This is a genomic window from Roseomonas sp. SRI_022 (genome assembly GCF_057586215.1).
Window position 1 is genome coordinate 202,602 of record NZ_JBYCZL010000006.1, and the last position, 16,058, is coordinate 218,659.

General features: G+C 67.5%; 14 protein-coding genes. 5 read left to right on the plus strand and 9 right to left on the minus strand.

The features are described from left to right. Position 1 precedes the first annotated feature (1 nt). The 6 genes from AC2YHJ_RS08195 to AC2YHJ_RS08220 all read right to left on the minus strand — a co-directional run bounded on the left by AC2YHJ_RS08195 (position 2) and on the right by AC2YHJ_RS08220 (position 7,943). Positions 2-1,216: an ABC transporter substrate-binding protein gene (locus AC2YHJ_RS08195; RefSeq protein WP_487395244.1), complete on the minus strand. Its 1,215-nt coding sequence runs from the start codon at positions 1,214-1,216 to the stop codon at positions 2-4. A 71-nt stretch (positions 1,217-1,287) separates the two neighbouring features. Next, entirely contained in the window at positions 1,288-3,504 is a 2,217-nt protein-coding gene (locus tag AC2YHJ_RS08200; RefSeq protein WP_487395246.1) for a glycosyltransferase family 4 protein, read from the minus strand. 48 nt (positions 3,505-3,552) lie between these two features. Next, positions 3,553-4,902: a glycosyltransferase family 4 protein gene (locus AC2YHJ_RS08205; RefSeq protein ID WP_487395247.1), complete on the minus strand. Its 1,350-nt coding sequence runs from the start codon at positions 4,900-4,902 to the stop codon at positions 3,553-3,555. A 143-nt stretch (positions 4,903-5,045) separates the two neighbouring features. Next, entirely contained in the window at positions 5,046-6,365 is a 1,320-nt protein-coding gene (locus AC2YHJ_RS08210) for a TRAP transporter large permease (protein WP_487395248.1), read from the minus strand. After that, positions 6,365-6,874, minus strand: coding sequence for a TRAP transporter small permease (locus AC2YHJ_RS08215; RefSeq protein ID WP_487395250.1), 510 nt, complete (start codon positions 6,872-6,874; stop codon positions 6,365-6,367). Before AC2YHJ_RS08215 ends, AC2YHJ_RS08210 begins: the two co-directional genes overlap by 1 nt. Before the next feature lie 64 nt (positions 6,875-6,938). Beyond that, positions 6,939-7,943 (minus strand): TRAP transporter substrate-binding protein, encoded by a 1,005-nt coding sequence (locus tag AC2YHJ_RS08220; RefSeq protein ID WP_487395251.1) that lies wholly within the window; start codon positions 7,941-7,943, stop codon positions 6,939-6,941. A gap of 152 nt (positions 7,944-8,095) precedes the next feature. On the opposite strand from AC2YHJ_RS08220, the gene AC2YHJ_RS08225 reads away from it, so the two are divergent. Together AC2YHJ_RS08225 and AC2YHJ_RS08230 are read left to right on the plus strand one after the other, a co-directional pair. Further along, the gene (locus tag AC2YHJ_RS08225; protein ID WP_487395252.1) at positions 8,096-8,839 is read left to right on the plus strand and encodes an SDR family NAD(P)-dependent oxidoreductase; all 744 of its coding nucleotides are present in this window, start codon (positions 8,096-8,098) and stop codon (positions 8,837-8,839) included. Between the two features lie 52 nt (positions 8,840-8,891). Further along, positions 8,892-9,644, plus strand: a complete 753-nt coding sequence (locus AC2YHJ_RS08230) for an SDR family oxidoreductase (protein WP_487395254.1) — start codon at positions 8,892-8,894, stop codon at positions 9,642-9,644. A 19-nt stretch (positions 9,645-9,663) separates the two neighbouring features. Here the strand turns inward: AC2YHJ_RS08230 and AC2YHJ_RS08235 are convergent, their stop codons facing one another. Beyond that, entirely contained in the window at positions 9,664-11,220 is a 1,557-nt protein-coding gene (locus tag AC2YHJ_RS08235) for an acyl-CoA synthetase (RefSeq protein ID WP_487395255.1), read from the minus strand. Positions 11,221-11,353: 133 nt separating this feature from the next. On the opposite strand from AC2YHJ_RS08235, the gene AC2YHJ_RS08240 reads away from it, so the two are divergent. From AC2YHJ_RS08240 to AC2YHJ_RS08250, 3 genes are read left to right on the plus strand one after another with little or no spacing between them, the layout of a single operon-like run. Further along, entirely contained in the window at positions 11,354-12,409 is a 1,056-nt protein-coding gene (locus AC2YHJ_RS08240) for a DctP family TRAP transporter solute-binding subunit (RefSeq protein ID WP_487395256.1), read from the plus strand. A gap of 1 nt (position 12,410) precedes the next feature. Next, positions 12,411-12,920, plus strand: a complete 510-nt coding sequence (locus AC2YHJ_RS08245; protein WP_487395258.1) for a TRAP transporter small permease — start codon at positions 12,411-12,413, stop codon at positions 12,918-12,920. Between the two features lie 4 nt (positions 12,921-12,924). Further along, positions 12,925-14,211 carry a TRAP transporter large permease gene (locus AC2YHJ_RS08250; protein WP_487395259.1) on the plus strand — a complete coding sequence of 429 codons (1,287 nt, stop codon included), beginning with the start codon at positions 12,925-12,927 and terminating at the stop codon, positions 14,209-14,211. On the opposite strand, the gene AC2YHJ_RS08255 is transcribed toward AC2YHJ_RS08250, so the two are convergent. Together AC2YHJ_RS08255 and AC2YHJ_RS08260 are read right to left on the minus strand one after the other, a co-directional pair. Then, positions 14,208-15,179: a tripartite tricarboxylate transporter substrate binding protein gene (locus AC2YHJ_RS08255; protein ID WP_487395260.1), complete on the minus strand. Its 972-nt coding sequence runs from the start codon at positions 15,177-15,179 to the stop codon at positions 14,208-14,210. The two genes, AC2YHJ_RS08250 and AC2YHJ_RS08255, sit on opposite strands and share 4 nt — an antisense overlap. An 80-nt stretch (positions 15,180-15,259) precedes the next feature. Beyond that, positions 15,260-15,916 carry a peroxiredoxin gene (locus AC2YHJ_RS08260; RefSeq protein WP_487395262.1) on the minus strand — a complete coding sequence of 219 codons (657 nt, stop codon included), beginning with the start codon at positions 15,914-15,916 and terminating at the stop codon, positions 15,260-15,262. Positions 15,917-16,058: the final 142 nt, after the last annotated feature.

Sequence of the window (16,058 nt, forward strand, 5' to 3'; positions counted from 1 at the left end):
CTCAGCCGGTGACGGGGTAGACCGGCTGCGCGTCGGCGAAGTCGCGCGGGAAGATCACCTTGATGTCGCCGCCCTGCACTTGCGTGTTCACCGGCGCGCCGGACTGGTTCTGGCCATTGACGAAGCGCGTCGGGCCATAGGGCATGATGTGCTTGGTAAAGCTGCCATCGGTCGCCGCCAGCGCCTGGGTCAACGCCGCGCGATCGGCGCGTCCCGCACGTTCCAGCGCATCGGCCACCAGCATCACCGCGGAGTAGTTGAGCGGGATGTTGTAGAGCCAGAAGCGGTTCTGCGCCTCGACCGCGCGGCGCAACTCGGCCGTCTTGGGCTTGCGCGGATCGGGCCAGTGGTTGCAGTCCATCACCAGGTTCGCCGCATCAGGGAATTCCCGCACGAAGCGGTAGTTCGACGCCGCCCCGTTCAGCACGCAGTAGATTCCCTTCGGCCGAATGCGCTGCTGCTGCATGGTGCGCGACAGCAGCACGAACTCCGCATAGTAGGAGGACGGGATCACCAGATCCGGCCGCAGCGCGCGGATGCGCAGTGCGACGTTGTTCATGTCGCGCGCCGGCGTCGGATGCGCGATGGTCTCCAGCACCTCGAAGCCGCGCTTCGGCAGTTCGGCATTCAGCAGCCGCGCCATGCCGGACCCGAACAGCCCGTCCTCATGCACGATCACCACGGTGCGGGACGGCTTGCCCGCGCCGTCATTCAGCGCGACGAGGTTGTCGAGCGCCGCATTGGTCACCACACCGAAGCCCGGCCCAAAGCGAAAGGTATTGGTCAGCCCGCGCGAGACGATCTGGTCCGACACCCCGACATCGACGACATAGGGCAGGTCGTAGCGGGATGCCGCCTGCGACGCGGCCAGGCAGATCGGGCTGGCGAAACCGCCGACCACGGCGAGCACGCCTTCGGCCTGCATCTTCTCGACTTCCGCGACGCCGCCGTCGGGGTTGGATCGCGCATCGCCGAACACGGTCTCGATCCGCGCCCCACCCAGGGCACGAATGCCGCCCCCGGCATTGATCTCGTTGATCGCGAGCTCAGCGCCGAGGCGCCCATACTCGCCATCCTGCGACAACGCGCCGGTCACCGGCTGCAGGATGCCGAGCTTGACCGCCGGCGCCTGCGCCCGCGGCAAGCCTGGCGCCGCCAAGACACCGGCCGAGGCCAACAGCAGATCGCGGCGTCGCAATTCGAACCTGGCCATCATTCTGTCTCCCTGTTCCAGGCCGTGTCGCGCGGCCCCTGTTCGCGGACCTGTCCCCGCCGAAAGTCGATATCCTACCGATCCGGCCCCAGCACCCGGTAGGCCTGACGCTCCAGGAAATCGAGCCGCGCCTGGAGATCCTCCGGGCGGCACAGCATCAACGATGTGAGACCAAGGCCGACCAGGCGTCCGACGGAATCGTCCGCGGCCTCGATCACGGTCCCGAGCCCACCGTCGATCTCGACAATGACCTCCCCGCCGATCGCATCGCAGTCGAGCACACAGGAGAAGCGGCTTTCGCCACCCGGCTCAGCCGCGATGGTCTGGAACGGGCCGGGTGGAGAGGCCGAGCCGAAGGCTCGCAGGCGGATGCCCTGCGCTTCCGGCGGCGCCACGCAGCCGAGATAAAGACGCAGCCGGCCATCCGCCACGGCCGGGTCGACCGGCAGGCGCAACTTGGCGAGGCCCGGACGCGTCCAGCAGCCCCAGCGCTCCAGCGGATGCCAGGCCAACCCATCGCGGACGATATCCGCCATGGCCTTGGCGCGTTCCGCCGCGCCGCCGCCGGTCAGGCGCAGCGGATAGATCACGGCGGGTGCCACCTGCAGGCGCGGCACCGCGGCACCGCTCGCCTCGCCGCTGCGCCCTGCGACCTCCTGCATCACCTGGTCCGCGATGTCCGCCCAGCTACGCAGCGAGACCGTGTCGCGGATCACTGCCTCCAGCCGCACGCGCTCGGCCTCGTCGAAGATCAGGCGCTCGAGCTTCGCCAGCAGGTCCGGCAGGCTGTCCGGCTCGAAATAGATGGCCGCATCGCCCCCCGCCTCGGTCAGAGAGGTGTTGCGCGCGACCACGGGGATGCGGCCGAAGGACAGGCTCTCCGTCACCGGCAGGCCCCAGCCTTCGTAGAAGCTGTTGGTGACGGTGAACATGGCGCGGCCATACAGCGCAGCAAGCGACACATCCGGCACGCCATGCGCGATGGACACGCGTTCCTGCAGCGCCGGCGAATTGCGCCACAGCGTCATCGCCGCATCGGCGAGCCAGCCCGGCTTGCCGATGCAGACCAGCCGCGGCACGCGCGCCGCGCCGTGCCGGCGGATCAGCGTCAGCCAGGCATGGAACAGCAGAAGGTGGTTCTTACGACTCTCGATGGTGCCGACGCACAGGACGAAACTCTCCTGCGGTTCCGGCAGGTCTGGACGCGGCGTCCAGCCTTCCGTCGCTGCGACGCCAAGTTCCTGTCGCAGATCAGCATTGGGACTGACCACCGTCACGGGCAGCGCGCGTTCCGGCACCACCTCGGCGCTGATGCGCCGCGCATCGGCGGCCGACCACTCGGACGTGACCAGCGCGCGATCCGCCAGCGCCGCCATGGAGGAGAACCACTGGGCGAATTCCTCGACCAGTTCGGGCGCACAATGCTCGGGCGCCATCAGTGGGATGCAATCGTGGATCAGCGGCACGTAGCGCACGCCATAGCGGCGGGCGACATGGCGCACCCGCAGGAAGTAGTCCTTGATCCACCAGGAGGTGCCGAGATTGACCAGGCTCGCACCCGGGGCAAAGACGAAATCAGCCCCGTCGCGCATGGTCTGGCGCAGTTCGGACACCACCTCGATCCAGGCGGGGTCGGCCACCTCGCCGCCGCTGCGCGATAGGCGCCACAGGCGCAGGAACAGGTCGCGCCCGATCTCGCGCCAGAAACCGGAAGCCTCGTCGAAGGCAACGGCCGCCGTCGCGACGCCGTCAAGCGGGTCGAGCAGCGCCCGCGCCGTGACGTTCAGTTGCACACGTTGGATGCCGGTCGGCGTGCGGTTGCCATAGACATAGGCAACGAGGTCGGAACTGTCGAAGACGATCTGCAGCGCCTGGCCGGGCGCGCGCGCATGCCGCGATACCGCCGAGGCGAGGAAGGCGAGCGACTTCGCCCCGCGCGCCGCCTCGATATTGTCGGGTTCGAGTTCCAGGGCGCGGGCATAGGCGCGCCAAGCCCCCTGGCCTTCCCCCATCATTTTCAGGGCGTGGCCGATATGCAGATGCGCGTCGGGGCTGTTCGGCGCCCCCGCGACGGCCTCGCGATAGGCAGCCAGGGCGGCGGCGACGTCGCCGGCCTCCTTCAGGCAATGGCCCATCTGGACCCGGGCGCGCCAATCGTCGGGCCGGCGTGCCAGATAGCCGCGATAGGCAAGGACCGCCGCGTCCCACATGCGTTGGTCGCGCAGTGAATCAGCCTGGCGCAGTTCCTCCCCGGGCGTGGCGCCACTGCTGTCGTGGCCTGGCTGATCCATCGCAATCCCCGCTCGTTCCGCCTGGCTGGCGGTATGCCATAGACCGACTCAGCCGCCCAACTTCACGCCCAACTTGCCATAGGCGTCGCGCACCCGCACCTGATAGCGCTCAGGCGAGAAGAGGGAAGCCTGGCGCGGGCCGAACTCCGACAGCCGGGCGCGCAGCTCCGCATCCGTGTCCAGGGCGCGAATCGCGTCCACCATGGCCCGGACGTCATAGGGATCGATCTTCATCGCCGCATCGCCCACCACTTCCGGCATGGAGGAGGTGTTGGAGGTCATGACCGGCGTACCCAGCAGCATCGATTCCAGCGCCGGCAGGCCGAAGCCTTCATACAGAGAGGGAAACAGTACCGCTTTCGCGCCGCGGATCAGGCTGACCAACAGTGGGAAGGACGCGTAGTCCACCAGTTGCACGCGATAGCGCGTCTCGGTCATGCCGTCGCGCGTCATCAGGTAGCGGACATGCTCATTCTCGAAGAGCAGCCGGAGCTCTTCCTCCGACTTCCAGGCCTTCTTGCCCACGATCACCAGCGGGTCCTTCACGCCGGAGGCGAGATAGGCCTCAATCAGGCGCCCGACATTCTTCTTCGGTTCGATGGCGCCGAAGAACAGGAAGTACTTCTGGTAGCCGAGGCCGAAGGTGCCCTCCACCTCCGTCTTCACGTCGGCGACCGGCTTGTTGGCGAAGCGGGCCGGGATCTCGACCGCCTGGTAGGTGTTGGTGACCTTCTCCTCGGGAATGCCGAGCAGGCTGACGATGTCGCGCTTCGACGCCTCGCTGACCGTGATGATGTGGTCGCCGCGGCGGGCGAGCTGGCGCGTCAGCCGGAAGTAGCTCCGCTTGTTGTCGAGCGTGGTGTAAGGCAGGCGCAGCGGCACCAGGTCGTGCATGGTGTAGATGTTGCGCGCGCCGCGCGCCTTGAGCGCGAGCGGATAGGTCCAGTGCATGACCTGCGGCGGATGGCGGAAATGCACCGACATTCGGTTGACGTAGAGATTGAAGTGCAGCCGCTGCGCGTCGAAGAGGTTCTGGACGTTCCAGACATGATCGAAATGCGGCAGCCGGGCGCGGAAGGTGTCGCGCACAACCCGGCCGGTGATCGGCACCTGCGTCGCGATCTCGCCCAGCGGCGTGGTGAGGGCACGTCGCATGACGTGGACGATCTCCGCCAGCTTGGACGGCCGCCCTGCCAGCGGATCGAAGAAGGCGATCTCGCGGATCAGCGAGTTCATGCTGATGGTCGATGACTTCGTGCCGTAAAGCACGCCAACCTCGGCGCCGAGGTCCCGCAAGCAGAAGGAGAGGTTGCGCGCGTAGGTCGCGACGCCGGTGCCTTGCTGGAGAGACAGGTTGTACCCGTCGATGAAGATCCGCGGCGGGCGCTGGGCGGGCATGGGCTGGCGGTCCACTCGAAACGGGTAGGTCTCGACGCCGGGCCGCCCCGCCGGAGCGGCCCTTGACGCCGAGATGGACCGGCAGGCTGAGGCGCCGCCCCGGGATCGTCAAGCGAACCCGGTGCGGCGCCCCTGCCCCGCTGTCAGTTGAGGAATTCCGGCGAGACCAGTCGCGGCAGGAACAGCACCACGTCGGGCCAGATGATGACCAGGATCAGCACCCCCAACATGGGCAGCAGCATGATCATCGTATCCTTGAGCGCGTCCGCCATCCGCATCCCAGCCACGTGGCAGGCGATCATCAGGCACAGCCCATAGGGCGGCGTGACCAGGCCGAAGGCCAGGCTGACGATGCCGATCATGGCGAAATGCACCGGGTCGATCCCGACGCCATAGGCCAGCGGCTGGAGGATGGCGCCGACGATGATGATGGCCGGAATCGCGTCGAGGAAGCAGCCCACCACCAGGAAGACCCCGGCAATGAAGAAGCCCGTCGCGATCTTGCCCATGCCCCAGGCGGACACGCCGGTCAGGATCGCCTTCGGGATCTCGTAATAGGCCAGCAGCCAGCCGAAGGCCGAGGCTGTGCCGACGCAGAACAGCGCCACCGCGGCGAGCCGGCCGGTCTCGCCCAGCGCCTCCCACAACTGCTTCAGCCCCATCTCCCGGTAGTAGAGCAGCGACAGCCCGCCGGCGTAGAGCACGGCGATGCAGGCGCTCTCGGTCGCGGTGAACCAGCCGAAGACCTTACCGCCGATGATGATCGCCGGGGTCATCAGCGCGGGGATGGACACCAGCAGCGCGCAGGCGAATTCCCGGAAGGTCGCGCGCGGATAGGTCGGGTAGCCGCGTGCCTTCGCGTAGGCATGCACCGTCGCCATCTGCACCAGCCCGATCAGCAGGCCGGGGATGATACCCGCGAGGAACAGCGCGCCGATCGACACGGTCAACACCCCGCCCCAGACGATCATCAGGATGGATGGCGGGATGATGACCGCGAGCACCGCCGAGACCGCGGTGATCGCGACCGAGAAGCTGTCATCGTAGCCTTCCTTGCGCTGGGCATCGATGAAGATCTTCGACTGCGATGCGGCATCGGCGGTGGACGATCCGGAGATGCCCGCGAAGAAGATCGACAGCACGACGTTGATCTGCGCGAGCCCACCGGGGAAATGCCCCACCATGGTGCGCGAGAGCGTCATCAGCCGGTCGGTGATGCCCCCGACATTCATCAGGTTCGCCGTCAGCAGGAAGAACGGCACGGCGAGCAGGATGAAGGAGTTATACGCGTTGAACGTCTCCTGCATCAGCACCATGGGCCCGAGGCGCTGTTCGATCACCAGGATCGGCAGGCAGGCGAGGCCGAGTGCGACGGCCACCGGCACGCGCAGCGCCAGCAGCGTGAAGAACAGGCCGAACAGAATCCAGGCCGCCTGGGTGGCGTCCAGTGCATTACCACCCATCAGGCCGGCTCCCCGTGGATCAGGATGCGGATGTCGTCCGCGAACTTCTCACCGCCGAACAGCAGCCAGGAGAAACCAAGGATCGGCCACGGCAGGTGGATCAACCACAGCGGCAGTTCCGCCAGCTCGCTGATGCGGAACCAGGCGAAGTCCACGAACTCGATGCCGAACCACAGGAAGGTCGCCCCGAACAGCAGCACGAACAGTCCCGAGACGATGTCCATGAAGGCCCGCGCCCTGCCCTTCAGCTCCGGCCAGAGATCGACGATGAAGTGGATGCCCTCCTTCTGGCCGACGATGGCGCCGATCATCACGGTCCAGACGAGGAGGAAGCGCGCCATCTCCTCGGTCCAGATGTAGTGCGGCAGCCAACTGGTCTGGCGCGAGACGACCTGCAGCGTGACCGGGAAGACGAGGATGAGGACGAAGATCGCTAGCAGTGCCGAGAGCAGCCGGGCGTAGAGCTCGGCCGCCCGCCGCACCAGGCCGCGCAGGCCGGTCTGGGGCATGGGTGGCTCCGAAGGGTTCGGGAGATGGCGGCCGGCGGCTGGATCGCCGCCGGCCCGCCGGTGGTCACGCGGTGGTGGCGTTGATGCGGTTGAAGATGGCTTCCGCATCCACCTCGCGGGCATAGGCGACCATCACCGGATCGACCGCGCGCTTCAGCGCGGCGCGCTCGGTGAACTCGACCCGCCGCAGGCGGCCCGCCCGCTCGAGTTCGGCGATCTTCTGGCCATCCTCGCCGCTCTCGGCCTGCCGGCCGAAGGTCCCGGCCTCCTTGCCAGCGCGCTTGATCGCTTCCTGCAACGGCGCCGGCAGGCGGGCGAGCGTCTGGGAGGCGAAACAGATCGGCCGGATGGTGATGGCGTGCTGCGTCATGATGAGGTTGGGCGCGACCTCGTAGAAGCGCATCGCCTCGACGCCCGCGGCCTCGTTCTCGCCGGCCTCGATGACGTTGTTCTGGATGCCGTTGTAGACCTCGTTGTAGGCGATGACCGAGGGCGACATCCCGGCGGCCTGGAAGGTGCGCGACCAGATCGGCGCGCCCTGCACGCGGACCTTGAGGCCGCGGAGCTCCGCCATGTTGGTGATGCGCTTGTTGGCGAAGATGTTGCGCACGCCGCCGCCGGCATAGCCGATCAGGCCGACGCGGGCGCGGCGCTCGATCTCCTGCGCCACCGGGGCGAACATGTCCTGGTCCAGCACCGCGTTCCAATGGGCGAGGTCGCGGAACAGGAAGGGCGCGTCGACGAAGGGCGCCGCGCGGCTGAATGTGGACATGTGCGCCGGTGAGACGATGCCATAGTCCACCGCGCCGCGGCCGGCCGACATGTATTCGAAATACTGTTTCTCCAGCCCCAGGCTGGAATTCTTGTGCAGCACGAAGTTCACCGGCTGGGCGGTGTAGTACTGCTTCACCAGTTCCTCGAACCGCACCAGGGCGCGGGTGAAGACGTGGTCGTCGTTGAACTGGACGGCGCCGTTCAGGGTGATGGCCTGTTGGGCACGGGCCGCCCAGGGGCGGGACAGGATGGACGCGCCAGCGGCTGCGCCGGCCAGCAACTGCCTACGGTTCATGAACGTACTCTCCCTTTGCCGCCGGCTTCGTGCCGGCTGTGCGCCGAGTATAGGAGGGAAATTCGCGCCCTGGGAACCAGCCGGTTACCGACCCACTTCCCGTCGCTCGATCCGTGGATGAGACTGCCCCGGCCATCGGGGAAGGACGCGGGATGAACAGGCTGGATCTGACAGGGCGGGTGGCGATCGTCACGGGCGGGGCGCGCGGCATTGGTCTGGCCATTGCGCGCCGCGCCATCGAATCGGGTGCGGCTGTCGCGCTGTGGGACATGGACGCTGCGGCGGGCGATGCCGCCGCCGCCGCGCTGGGCCGCGCTTCCGCCCATGCCCTGGACCTGACGCGGGAAGACGCGATCGCCACGGCACTGGCCGCGACGCTCGCCGCGCATGGGCGAGTGGACATACTCGTGAACAATGCCGGGATCACCGGCGGCAACGCGCCGTCCTGGGAATTGCCGCCCGCCGAATGGCGCCGCGTGATCGAGGTGAACCTGATCGCGCCCTACCTTGTCGCCCGCGCGGTCGTGCCGGGGATGATCGCGGCCGGCTATGGTCGGATCGTCAACATCGCTTCCATCGCCGGCAAGGAAGGCAATCCGAATGCCTCCCACTATAGCGCCTCCAAGGCCGGGTTGATCGGCTTCACCAAGTCGCTCGGCAAGGAACTCGCGAAGACCGGCGTGCTCGCCAACTGCATCACGCCGGCCGCCGCCGCGACCGACATCTTCAAGCAGATGACCGAACAGCAGATCGCCTGGATGCGATCCAAGATCCCGATGGACCGCTTCGTCGAGGTGGAGGAGATCGCCGCCCTCGCCTGCTGGCTGGCCTCGGAGGATTGCTCCTTCTCGACCGGCGCGGTCTTCGACATCTCCGGCGGGCGCGCGGTTTACTGACACGCCGCCCCCGCGCAGAGTGCCGCCCATCCACGAGCATGAGGGAATGCCCATGAGCACCAAAGTCGCCGTCGTCACCGGCGCGGGCACCGGCGTCGGCCGCGCCGCAGCACTCGCCCTGCTGGGCGGCGGCTGGTCGGTCGTGCTGACCGGCCGCCGCAAGGATGCGCTGGAGGAGACGATCGGCCTCGCCGGCGCCGCCGGCCCCCGCGCCATGGCGGTGCCCGCCGATGTCGCCGACCCGGCGGCGGTCGATGCGCTGTTCGGTACGGTGAAGTCGAAGTTCGGCCGGCTGGACCTACTGTTCAACAATGCCGGCCAGAACGTCCCCGGCACCGCCTTCGAGGACCTCACCTTCGCCGACTGGTCGCGCGTCGTCGCGGTGAACCTGACCGGGTCGTTCCTTTGCGCCCAAGCCGCCTTCCGCATCATGAAGGACCAGACGCCGCAGGGCGGACGGATCATCAACAACGGGTCGATCAGCGCGCATGCGCCGCGCCCCGACAGCGCACCCTACACCGCGACCAAGCACGCCATCACGGGGCTGACCAAGTCAGTGATGCTCGATGGCCGGAAATACGACATCTGCGCCGGCCAGATCGACATCGGCAATGCGGCGACGCCGATGACCGCGCGCATGTCGCGGGGCGTGAAGCAGGCGGATGGGACAACCGCCGTCGAACCGACCATGGACGTGAACCATGTCGGCCAGGCGATCCTGCACATGGCGAACTTGCCACTGGAATCGAACATCTTCACGCTGACGATCAAGGCGACGAAGATGCCCTTCGAGGGGCGCGGCTGAGAAATCGCGCGGCGGGGCCCTACGCCTCGCCGCGTTCCACCAGCAATCGCTTCACCTCGTTCTTCGGCACCTTGCCGTAGCCTGAGCGCGGCAGCGCATCCCACACCACGATGCGCGCCGGCCATTTGTACCGGCCGAGGCGACCATCGAGCTGTGCCATCACCGAGGCAGGATCGATCACCGCGCCCTCGGCCGCGACCAGCACGGCGACGCCCGCCTCCCCCCATTTCTCGTGTGGCATGCCGACGACGCAGGCTTCTGCCACGGCGGGATGCGTCAGCAGCGCTTCCTCCACCTCCCGCGGATACACATTCGATCCGCCGGAGATGTACATGTCCGACTGCCGTCCCGTGATGTGCAGGAAGCCCCGCGCATCGAGATGCCCAAGGTCGCCGGTATGGAACCAGCCGCCGGCGAAGGCTTCCTCATTGGCTGAAGGGTTCGCGAAATACCCGGCCATCACCGCGGGGCCGCGCACGCAGATCTCGCCGGTCTCTCCCGGTGCCAGGCGCCGGTGCTCGGCATCAAGGATCGCGATCTCGATCCCCGTGCGCGGATAGCCGCAGGACCCGATCGGAAAGGCCGGATCATCCTCCAAACTGTGCCATTCTGGCGGCAGCACGGTGATGTTGCCGGTCACCTCGCCCAGGCCGAAATACTGCACGAGGCACGGGCCGAGCTTGCGCAGCGCGTGCTTCTGGTCCTCCCGGTACATCGGCGCGCCGGCATAGATGACGTGGCGCAGGCTGGAATGGTCGACGGCATCGACGCTCGGATCGCGGCACAGCGCGTTCAGGATGGTCGGCACGGTGAACATGTTGGTTACGCGATGCTGCTCGACCAGTCGCCAAGCCTCCGGCACATCAAGCCTTTCGCCCGGCAGCAGCACCGACACCGCGCCGCGCGCCACCTGCGCCAGCGCATGGATGCCGGCGCCATGCGACAGCGGCGCGACGACCAACGAGGCATCACGATCCGTCAGCCCCGGCATCAGATCCGCGATGTGGTTAACCACGACGAAGGTGAGTTGCCCATGTGTCAGCGTCCCACCCTTGGGCCGCCCCGTGGTGCCGGAGGTATAGAACAGCCAGGCGGGATGATCGCGGTCCACCGCCTCGGTCTCCGTAACCGGAGCGCCCTGGGCGACCAGATCCTCCCAGGAAAGGCCAGCCCCCTCCCCGATCGCGACCTCCAGCAGGCACGCGGGGTTCTCTGCCTTCGCAGCCGCGCGGTGCTCGGGGAAGGCGACGTCGAAGACATGCGCGCGGCAGCCGGCATTGGCGGCCAGATAGGCTGCCTCCGGCGGACTCAGCCGGAAATTGGTCGGCACCCAGACGGCGCCAATCAGCCAGCAGGCCCAACAGGATTCGAAGATCGCATTGCCGTTGCGGGCATGCACCAGCACGCGGTCGCCCTTGCCGATGCCACGCGCGCGCAAGGCCCCCGCCACCGCCGCCGCCCGCGCCGCCACCACCGACCAGCTCCAGGCCTGCTCGCGCCAGATCAGCGCCGGGCGGTCAGGCAGGCGTCGCGCCGTCTGCAGCAGCAGGCTGGCGAGGTTCGACGTGGGGATCATGCGTTGTTTCCTCCTGCCCCCCCGTCTGCCGTGCCGTGGCCGCGCCCGCAAGCGCTTGCGGGGATTGGCCCGGCCGGGCCAGTCTGGCGCCCAAGCGTCGCCTGCCGGCGCAGCCCATGGGAGACAACGCCAGATGACCACGACCAGGACCGGCGCGTCGCGCCGCACGCTGCTGCTCGGCGCCGCCGGGGCGGGCCTCGCCCTGCCCCATTTCGCCCGCGCCCAGGGGCAGTACCGGCCGGAATACAAGCTGTCGGTGGTCGGCAACCGCCCGATTCCATTCGCCGAGGGCGCCTTCCAATGGGCCGAGCTCGTCACCCAGCGGTCCGGCGGCCGGATCAATGTGAAGGTCTATCCGGGCAGCCAGTTGGTCGGTGGCGACCAGACGCGCGAACTCGTCGCGATGCGCCAAGGCGTGATCGATTTCGGGGTCTTCAGCACCATCAACATCGCGCCGCAAGTGCGCGAGGTCGGGCTGTTCCAGCTCCCCTTCCTGATGCCGGACCACAAGGCCTTCGACGCGCTGATCCGCGGCGAGGTCGGGCGCGATATCTTCGGCGTGATGGAACGGCGCGAGGTCGTGCCCCTGGCCTGGGGCGAGAACGGCTTCCGTGAAATCTCAAACTCCAAGCACGCCATCCGCACCCCCGACGACATGCGCGGCCTGAAGGTCCGCTTCGCCGCCGGTGCCATCTTCACCGAGATCTTCCAGGCCCTCGGCGCCAATCCGGTACAGATGTCCTTCGCTGATCTCCAGCCCGCGCTGTCCACCGGCGCGGTGGATGGGCAGGAGAACCCGATCAACCTGTTCCTCGCCTTCCGCATGGACACGCTGGCGCAGAAGCACCTGACGGTGTGGAACTACGTCAACGACCCGCTGATCTTCACCCTGTCCCGCAGCGTCTGGAACAGCTTCAACGACGCCGACAAGCAGTTGGTCCGCGACTGTGCCGAGGAGGCTGGCCGCAATCAGATCGCCTTGACGCGACGCGGGCTTGGCCTCGACGGCGGCGACGATTCCGCTATCCGGGATCTGCGTGCCCGCGGCGTGGAGGTCACCGCGCTGACCGCGGCGCAGAAGCGAACCTTCGCCGAGAAGACACGCCCCGTGTATGAGAAGTGGTCGCAGACCGTCGGCGCCGACCTGGTCCGCAAGGCCGAAGCCGCCATCCGCAGCGCCGCATCCTGAGGTGAGCGCCGAACCCGATCCGACCGCGGAGCGCATCAATCCCCCGACGCGCATCTCCCTGCGTGTCGAGGAAGTGCTGATCGCAACCGCCATGGCCGCGATGGTGGCGATCACCTCGGCCAATGTCGTCACGCGCTACCTGACCAATGTCTCCCTCGCCTTCACCGAGGAATACTCGGTGGCGCTGATGGTGGTGGTCGCGCTGCTCGGCACCGCGCTGGCGACGGCCACGGGGCGGCATATCCGGATCGGCGTGCTGGTGGATGGCCGCTCGCCCGACTTCCGGCGCAAGGCGGAGATGGCGGCGATGGTACTGACCATCATCTGCTTCGGGCTTCTGGTCTGGTACGGCACGCTCCTCGCCTATGACGAGTACCGGTTCGAGGTGCTGTCGAACGGCCTTGGCCATCCCAACTGGCTCTATACCGGCTGCCTGCCCTTGCTCTCGCTCGTGGTGGTGTTGCGGGCGGCGGGACGATTCATGCGGCTGATGCGCGGGCAGGACGGCTGAAGCGATGATCGGCGTCACCCTTTTCGCCCTGTTCACTATCATGCTGCTCGCCGGGGTGCCGATCGCTGTCGCGCTCGGCCTGGCCGGGGCCACGGCGATCGCGCTCGCCGACCAGTCACTCTTCGCCATGCCGACCAATGTCTATGCCGGCATCGCCAAGTATCCGCTGATGGCGATCCCGATGTTCGTGCTGGTCGGCAGCGTCTTCGACCGCACCGGGGTGGCCTTACGCCTGGTGCGCTTCGCGACCGCGCTGGTCGGCGCGGGGCGCGGGGCGCTCGCCTCGGTCGCCGTGCTGGTGGCGATGGTGATCGGCGGTATCTCGGGTTCGGGCCCGGCCACATCGGCGGCCGTGGGGCAGGTGGTCACGCGATCCATGGTGAAGGATGGCTATCCGCGATCCTTCATCGCAGCGACCGTGGGGGCCGCGGCAGCGACGGACATCCTGATCCCGCCTTCGATCGCCTTCATCATCTACGCGGTGCTCGTACCCGGCGTGTCGGTGCCCGCGATCTTCATGGCGGGCATGTTCCCCGGCATCCTCGCCGGCATCGCGATCATCGTGCCGATCGTCATCATCTCAATGCTGAAGGACTTCGGCGGCAAGGCACGCAGCGAGGAACGCCTGCGCGTGTGGCAGACATTCAAGGAGGCGATCTGGGGCCTGATGGCGCCCGTGGTGATCCTGGGCGCGATGCGGTCGGGATTTGTCACGCCGACCGAGGCCGCCGTGCTGGCCGTCGCCTACGGGCTGTTCGTCGGATTCGCGGTCTACCGCTCGCTCACGCTCCGCGATGTCTATGAGATGCTGGTCGAGGCCGGGGAGCTCTCGGCCGTGATCCTGATCGTGGTGGCGCTGGCCTCGGTCTTCGCCTGGTCGACCTCGACGCTCGGCATCGTGCAGCCGATCGCGACCTGGGTGGTGGGACTCGGCCTTGGCGAATACGGGACGATCGGGCTGCTGATGCTTGTGCTGATCGTCATCGGGATGTTCCTCGATGGCGTGTCCACCTTCCTGATCTTGCTGCCGGTGCTGATCCCGATCGCCAATTCCTTCCAGTGGGACCTGACCTGGTTCGGCGTGATCCTGACCATGAAGATCGCGATCGGCCAGTTCACCCCGCCCATGGCGGTGAACCTGATGGTGTCCTGCCGCATCGCGGGGGTGGGGATGGAAAGTACCATCCCTTGGGTGGTGTGGATGATCCTGGCGATGTTCGTCGCGCTGGCACTGGTCGTCGCCTTCCCCGGCATCGCGCTATGGCTGCCGCATGTGATGGGGCTGGGCTAGGACGCCCGCAGCCCCAGTTCCTGCACCGTGCGCTTCTCTTCCTCATTCTGCATCATCGCCGCCGTCGCGTAGTCCTCGGTGCCAAGGTAGCGCACCGGCATGTCGAAGCGCGCGATGGTCGCGAGATGCGCCGGATCGTACAGCGCCTCCTTGAACGCATCGTGCAGGATGCGCACCACGCCGGGGTCCATGCCGCGCGGGCCGGCGATGCCGTAGGTGCTTTCCCCCAGCACGTCGAAGCCCTGCTCGCGGAAGGTGGCGACGTCGGGGAAGCGGGCGGCGCGCTCACTCATCCACACGCCGAGGACACGCAACCGGCCCTCCAGTGCCATATCCGCCCAAGCGCTGGTCTCGGCCGAGAAGTGGATGTCGCCGGACAGCAGCGCCTGCAGATTCGGCGCGGCGCCCCGGAAGGGCACCGCCACCCAGTCGATGCCCGCGAGCCGCGCGAAGCGCGTCATCTGGATGTCGGTGGTGTTCGCCCCGGGCGTGCCGTAGCTGATCCGTCCGGGATGGGCCCGCGCATAGGCGACGACGTCCTGCATGTTCTGCCAGGGGCTGTCCGGGCGCACCACCACCCCGCCCATGTAGCCCACCAGGCGGATGATCCAGGAGAAGTCGCGCGTCGGGTCCCATTGCGGGCGATCCGTCATCGCCGGCATGCGGAAGACGCCATTGGGCATCTGGCCAAGCGTGTAGCCGTCCGGTCGCGCTTCCCGCGACAGGTGCAGCGCGCCGAGCGTCCCGGAGGCGCCGGGCTTGTTCTCGACGATGACAGGCTGGCCGAGCCGCCGCGACGCCTGTTCGCAGACCGAGCGCATCTGGATGTCGGTCGCCCCGCCGGGCGTCCAGGGCACCAGAACCCGGATCGGCCGGTCAGGGTAGCGGGATTGCGCGATGGCGGGCCGCGCCACCAGCGCGGCCCCGGAGATGGCCAGCAACGAACGCCGGCCCGGCGCGCCGTACATACTGTTCCTCCCAACCTCTGGTTGGGAGGAAGCATGCACCGACCGATCGGTCGGGTGCGAGTATTATCCGCGCGCCGCGATCACGGCTGCGGGACGATGCGGATATAGGGCTTCGGCTCCTTCCAGCCATTCGGGAAGAGCTTCTTCGCCGCCTCGTTATCGACGGAACCGGCGATGATCACGTCCTCGCCATGCTTCCAGTTGGCCGGCGTCGCCACCTTGTGCTTCGCGGTCAGCTGCAGGCTGTCGAGCAGGCGCAGGATCTCGTCGAAGTTACGCCCGGCCGTCATCGGATAAGCCAGATAGGCCTTCACCGCCTTGTCGGGTCCGATGAAGACGACGACGCGCACGGTCTGGTTGGTCGCCGCCGTGCGGCCTTCCGACGTGGTGCCCGCATCGGCCGGCAGCATCCCATAGGCCTTGGACACTTCGAGCGAGGGATCGCCGATCATCGGGTAGGTCACGGCATGGCCCGTCACCTCGCGGATGTCATCCGCCCAGCGGCTGTGGCTGTCCACAGGATCGACGGACAGGCCGATGATCTTGGTATTGCGCTTGTCGAATTGCGGCTTCAGCCCGGCCATGGTCCCAAGCTCGGTCGTGCAGACCGGCGTGAAGTCCTTGGGGTGGCTGAACAGGATGGCCCAGCCATCGCCGATCCATTCGTGAAAACGAATGCGGCCTTCGGTGGTGTCGGCCTCGAAATCGGGCGCGACCTGGCCGATCGAGATGCTCATGACTGATGCCTCCTCATATTGGTGGGGCGCGGAAGCGAGCATGGATGCACGCAGTTCGCAAGCGCGAACAGGCGCTGCTCCGCCTCACCGCTACCACGGCCGGAGATTGCACGGCTCCGTCTTCCGGTGGAAGGGATTTGCC

Bases quoted from the DNA above. Each gene is read 5' to 3' on its own strand.
- AC2YHJ_RS08195 (WP_487395244.1), bottom strand. From the start codon at position 1,216: ATGATGGCCAGGTTCGAATTGCGACGCCGCGATCTGCTGTTGGCCTCG.
- AC2YHJ_RS08200 (WP_487395246.1), bottom strand. From the start codon at position 3,504: ATGGATCAGCCAGGCCACGACAGCAGTGGCGCCACGCCCGGGGAGGAA.
- AC2YHJ_RS08205 (WP_487395247.1), bottom strand. From the start codon at position 4,902: ATGCCCGCCCAGCGCCCGCCGCGGATCTTCATCGACGGGTACAACCTG.
- AC2YHJ_RS08210 (WP_487395248.1), bottom strand. From the start codon at position 6,365: ATGGGTGGTAATGCACTGGACGCCACCCAGGCGGCCTGGATTCTGTTC.
- AC2YHJ_RS08215 (WP_487395250.1), bottom strand. From the start codon at position 6,874: ATGCCCCAGACCGGCCTGCGCGGCCTGGTGCGGCGGGCGGCCGAGCTC.
- AC2YHJ_RS08220 (WP_487395251.1), bottom strand. From the start codon at position 7,943: ATGAACCGTAGGCAGTTGCTGGCCGGCGCAGCCGCTGGCGCGTCCATC.
- AC2YHJ_RS08225 (WP_487395252.1), top strand. From the start codon at position 8,096: ATGAACAGGCTGGATCTGACAGGGCGGGTGGCGATCGTCACGGGCGGG.
- AC2YHJ_RS08230 (WP_487395254.1), top strand. From the start codon at position 8,892: ATGAGCACCAAAGTCGCCGTCGTCACCGGCGCGGGCACCGGCGTCGGC.
- AC2YHJ_RS08235 (WP_487395255.1), bottom strand. From the start codon at position 11,220: ATGATCCCCACGTCGAACCTCGCCAGCCTGCTGCTGCAGACGGCGCGA.
- AC2YHJ_RS08240 (WP_487395256.1), top strand. From the start codon at position 11,354: ATGACCACGACCAGGACCGGCGCGTCGCGCCGCACGCTGCTGCTCGGC.
- AC2YHJ_RS08250 (WP_487395259.1), top strand. From the start codon at position 12,925: ATGATCGGCGTCACCCTTTTCGCCCTGTTCACTATCATGCTGCTCGCC.
- AC2YHJ_RS08255 (WP_487395260.1), bottom strand. From the start codon at position 15,179: ATGTACGGCGCGCCGGGCCGGCGTTCGTTGCTGGCCATCTCCGGGGCC.
- AC2YHJ_RS08260 (WP_487395262.1), bottom strand. From the start codon at position 15,916: ATGAGCATCTCGATCGGCCAGGTCGCGCCCGATTTCGAGGCCGACACC.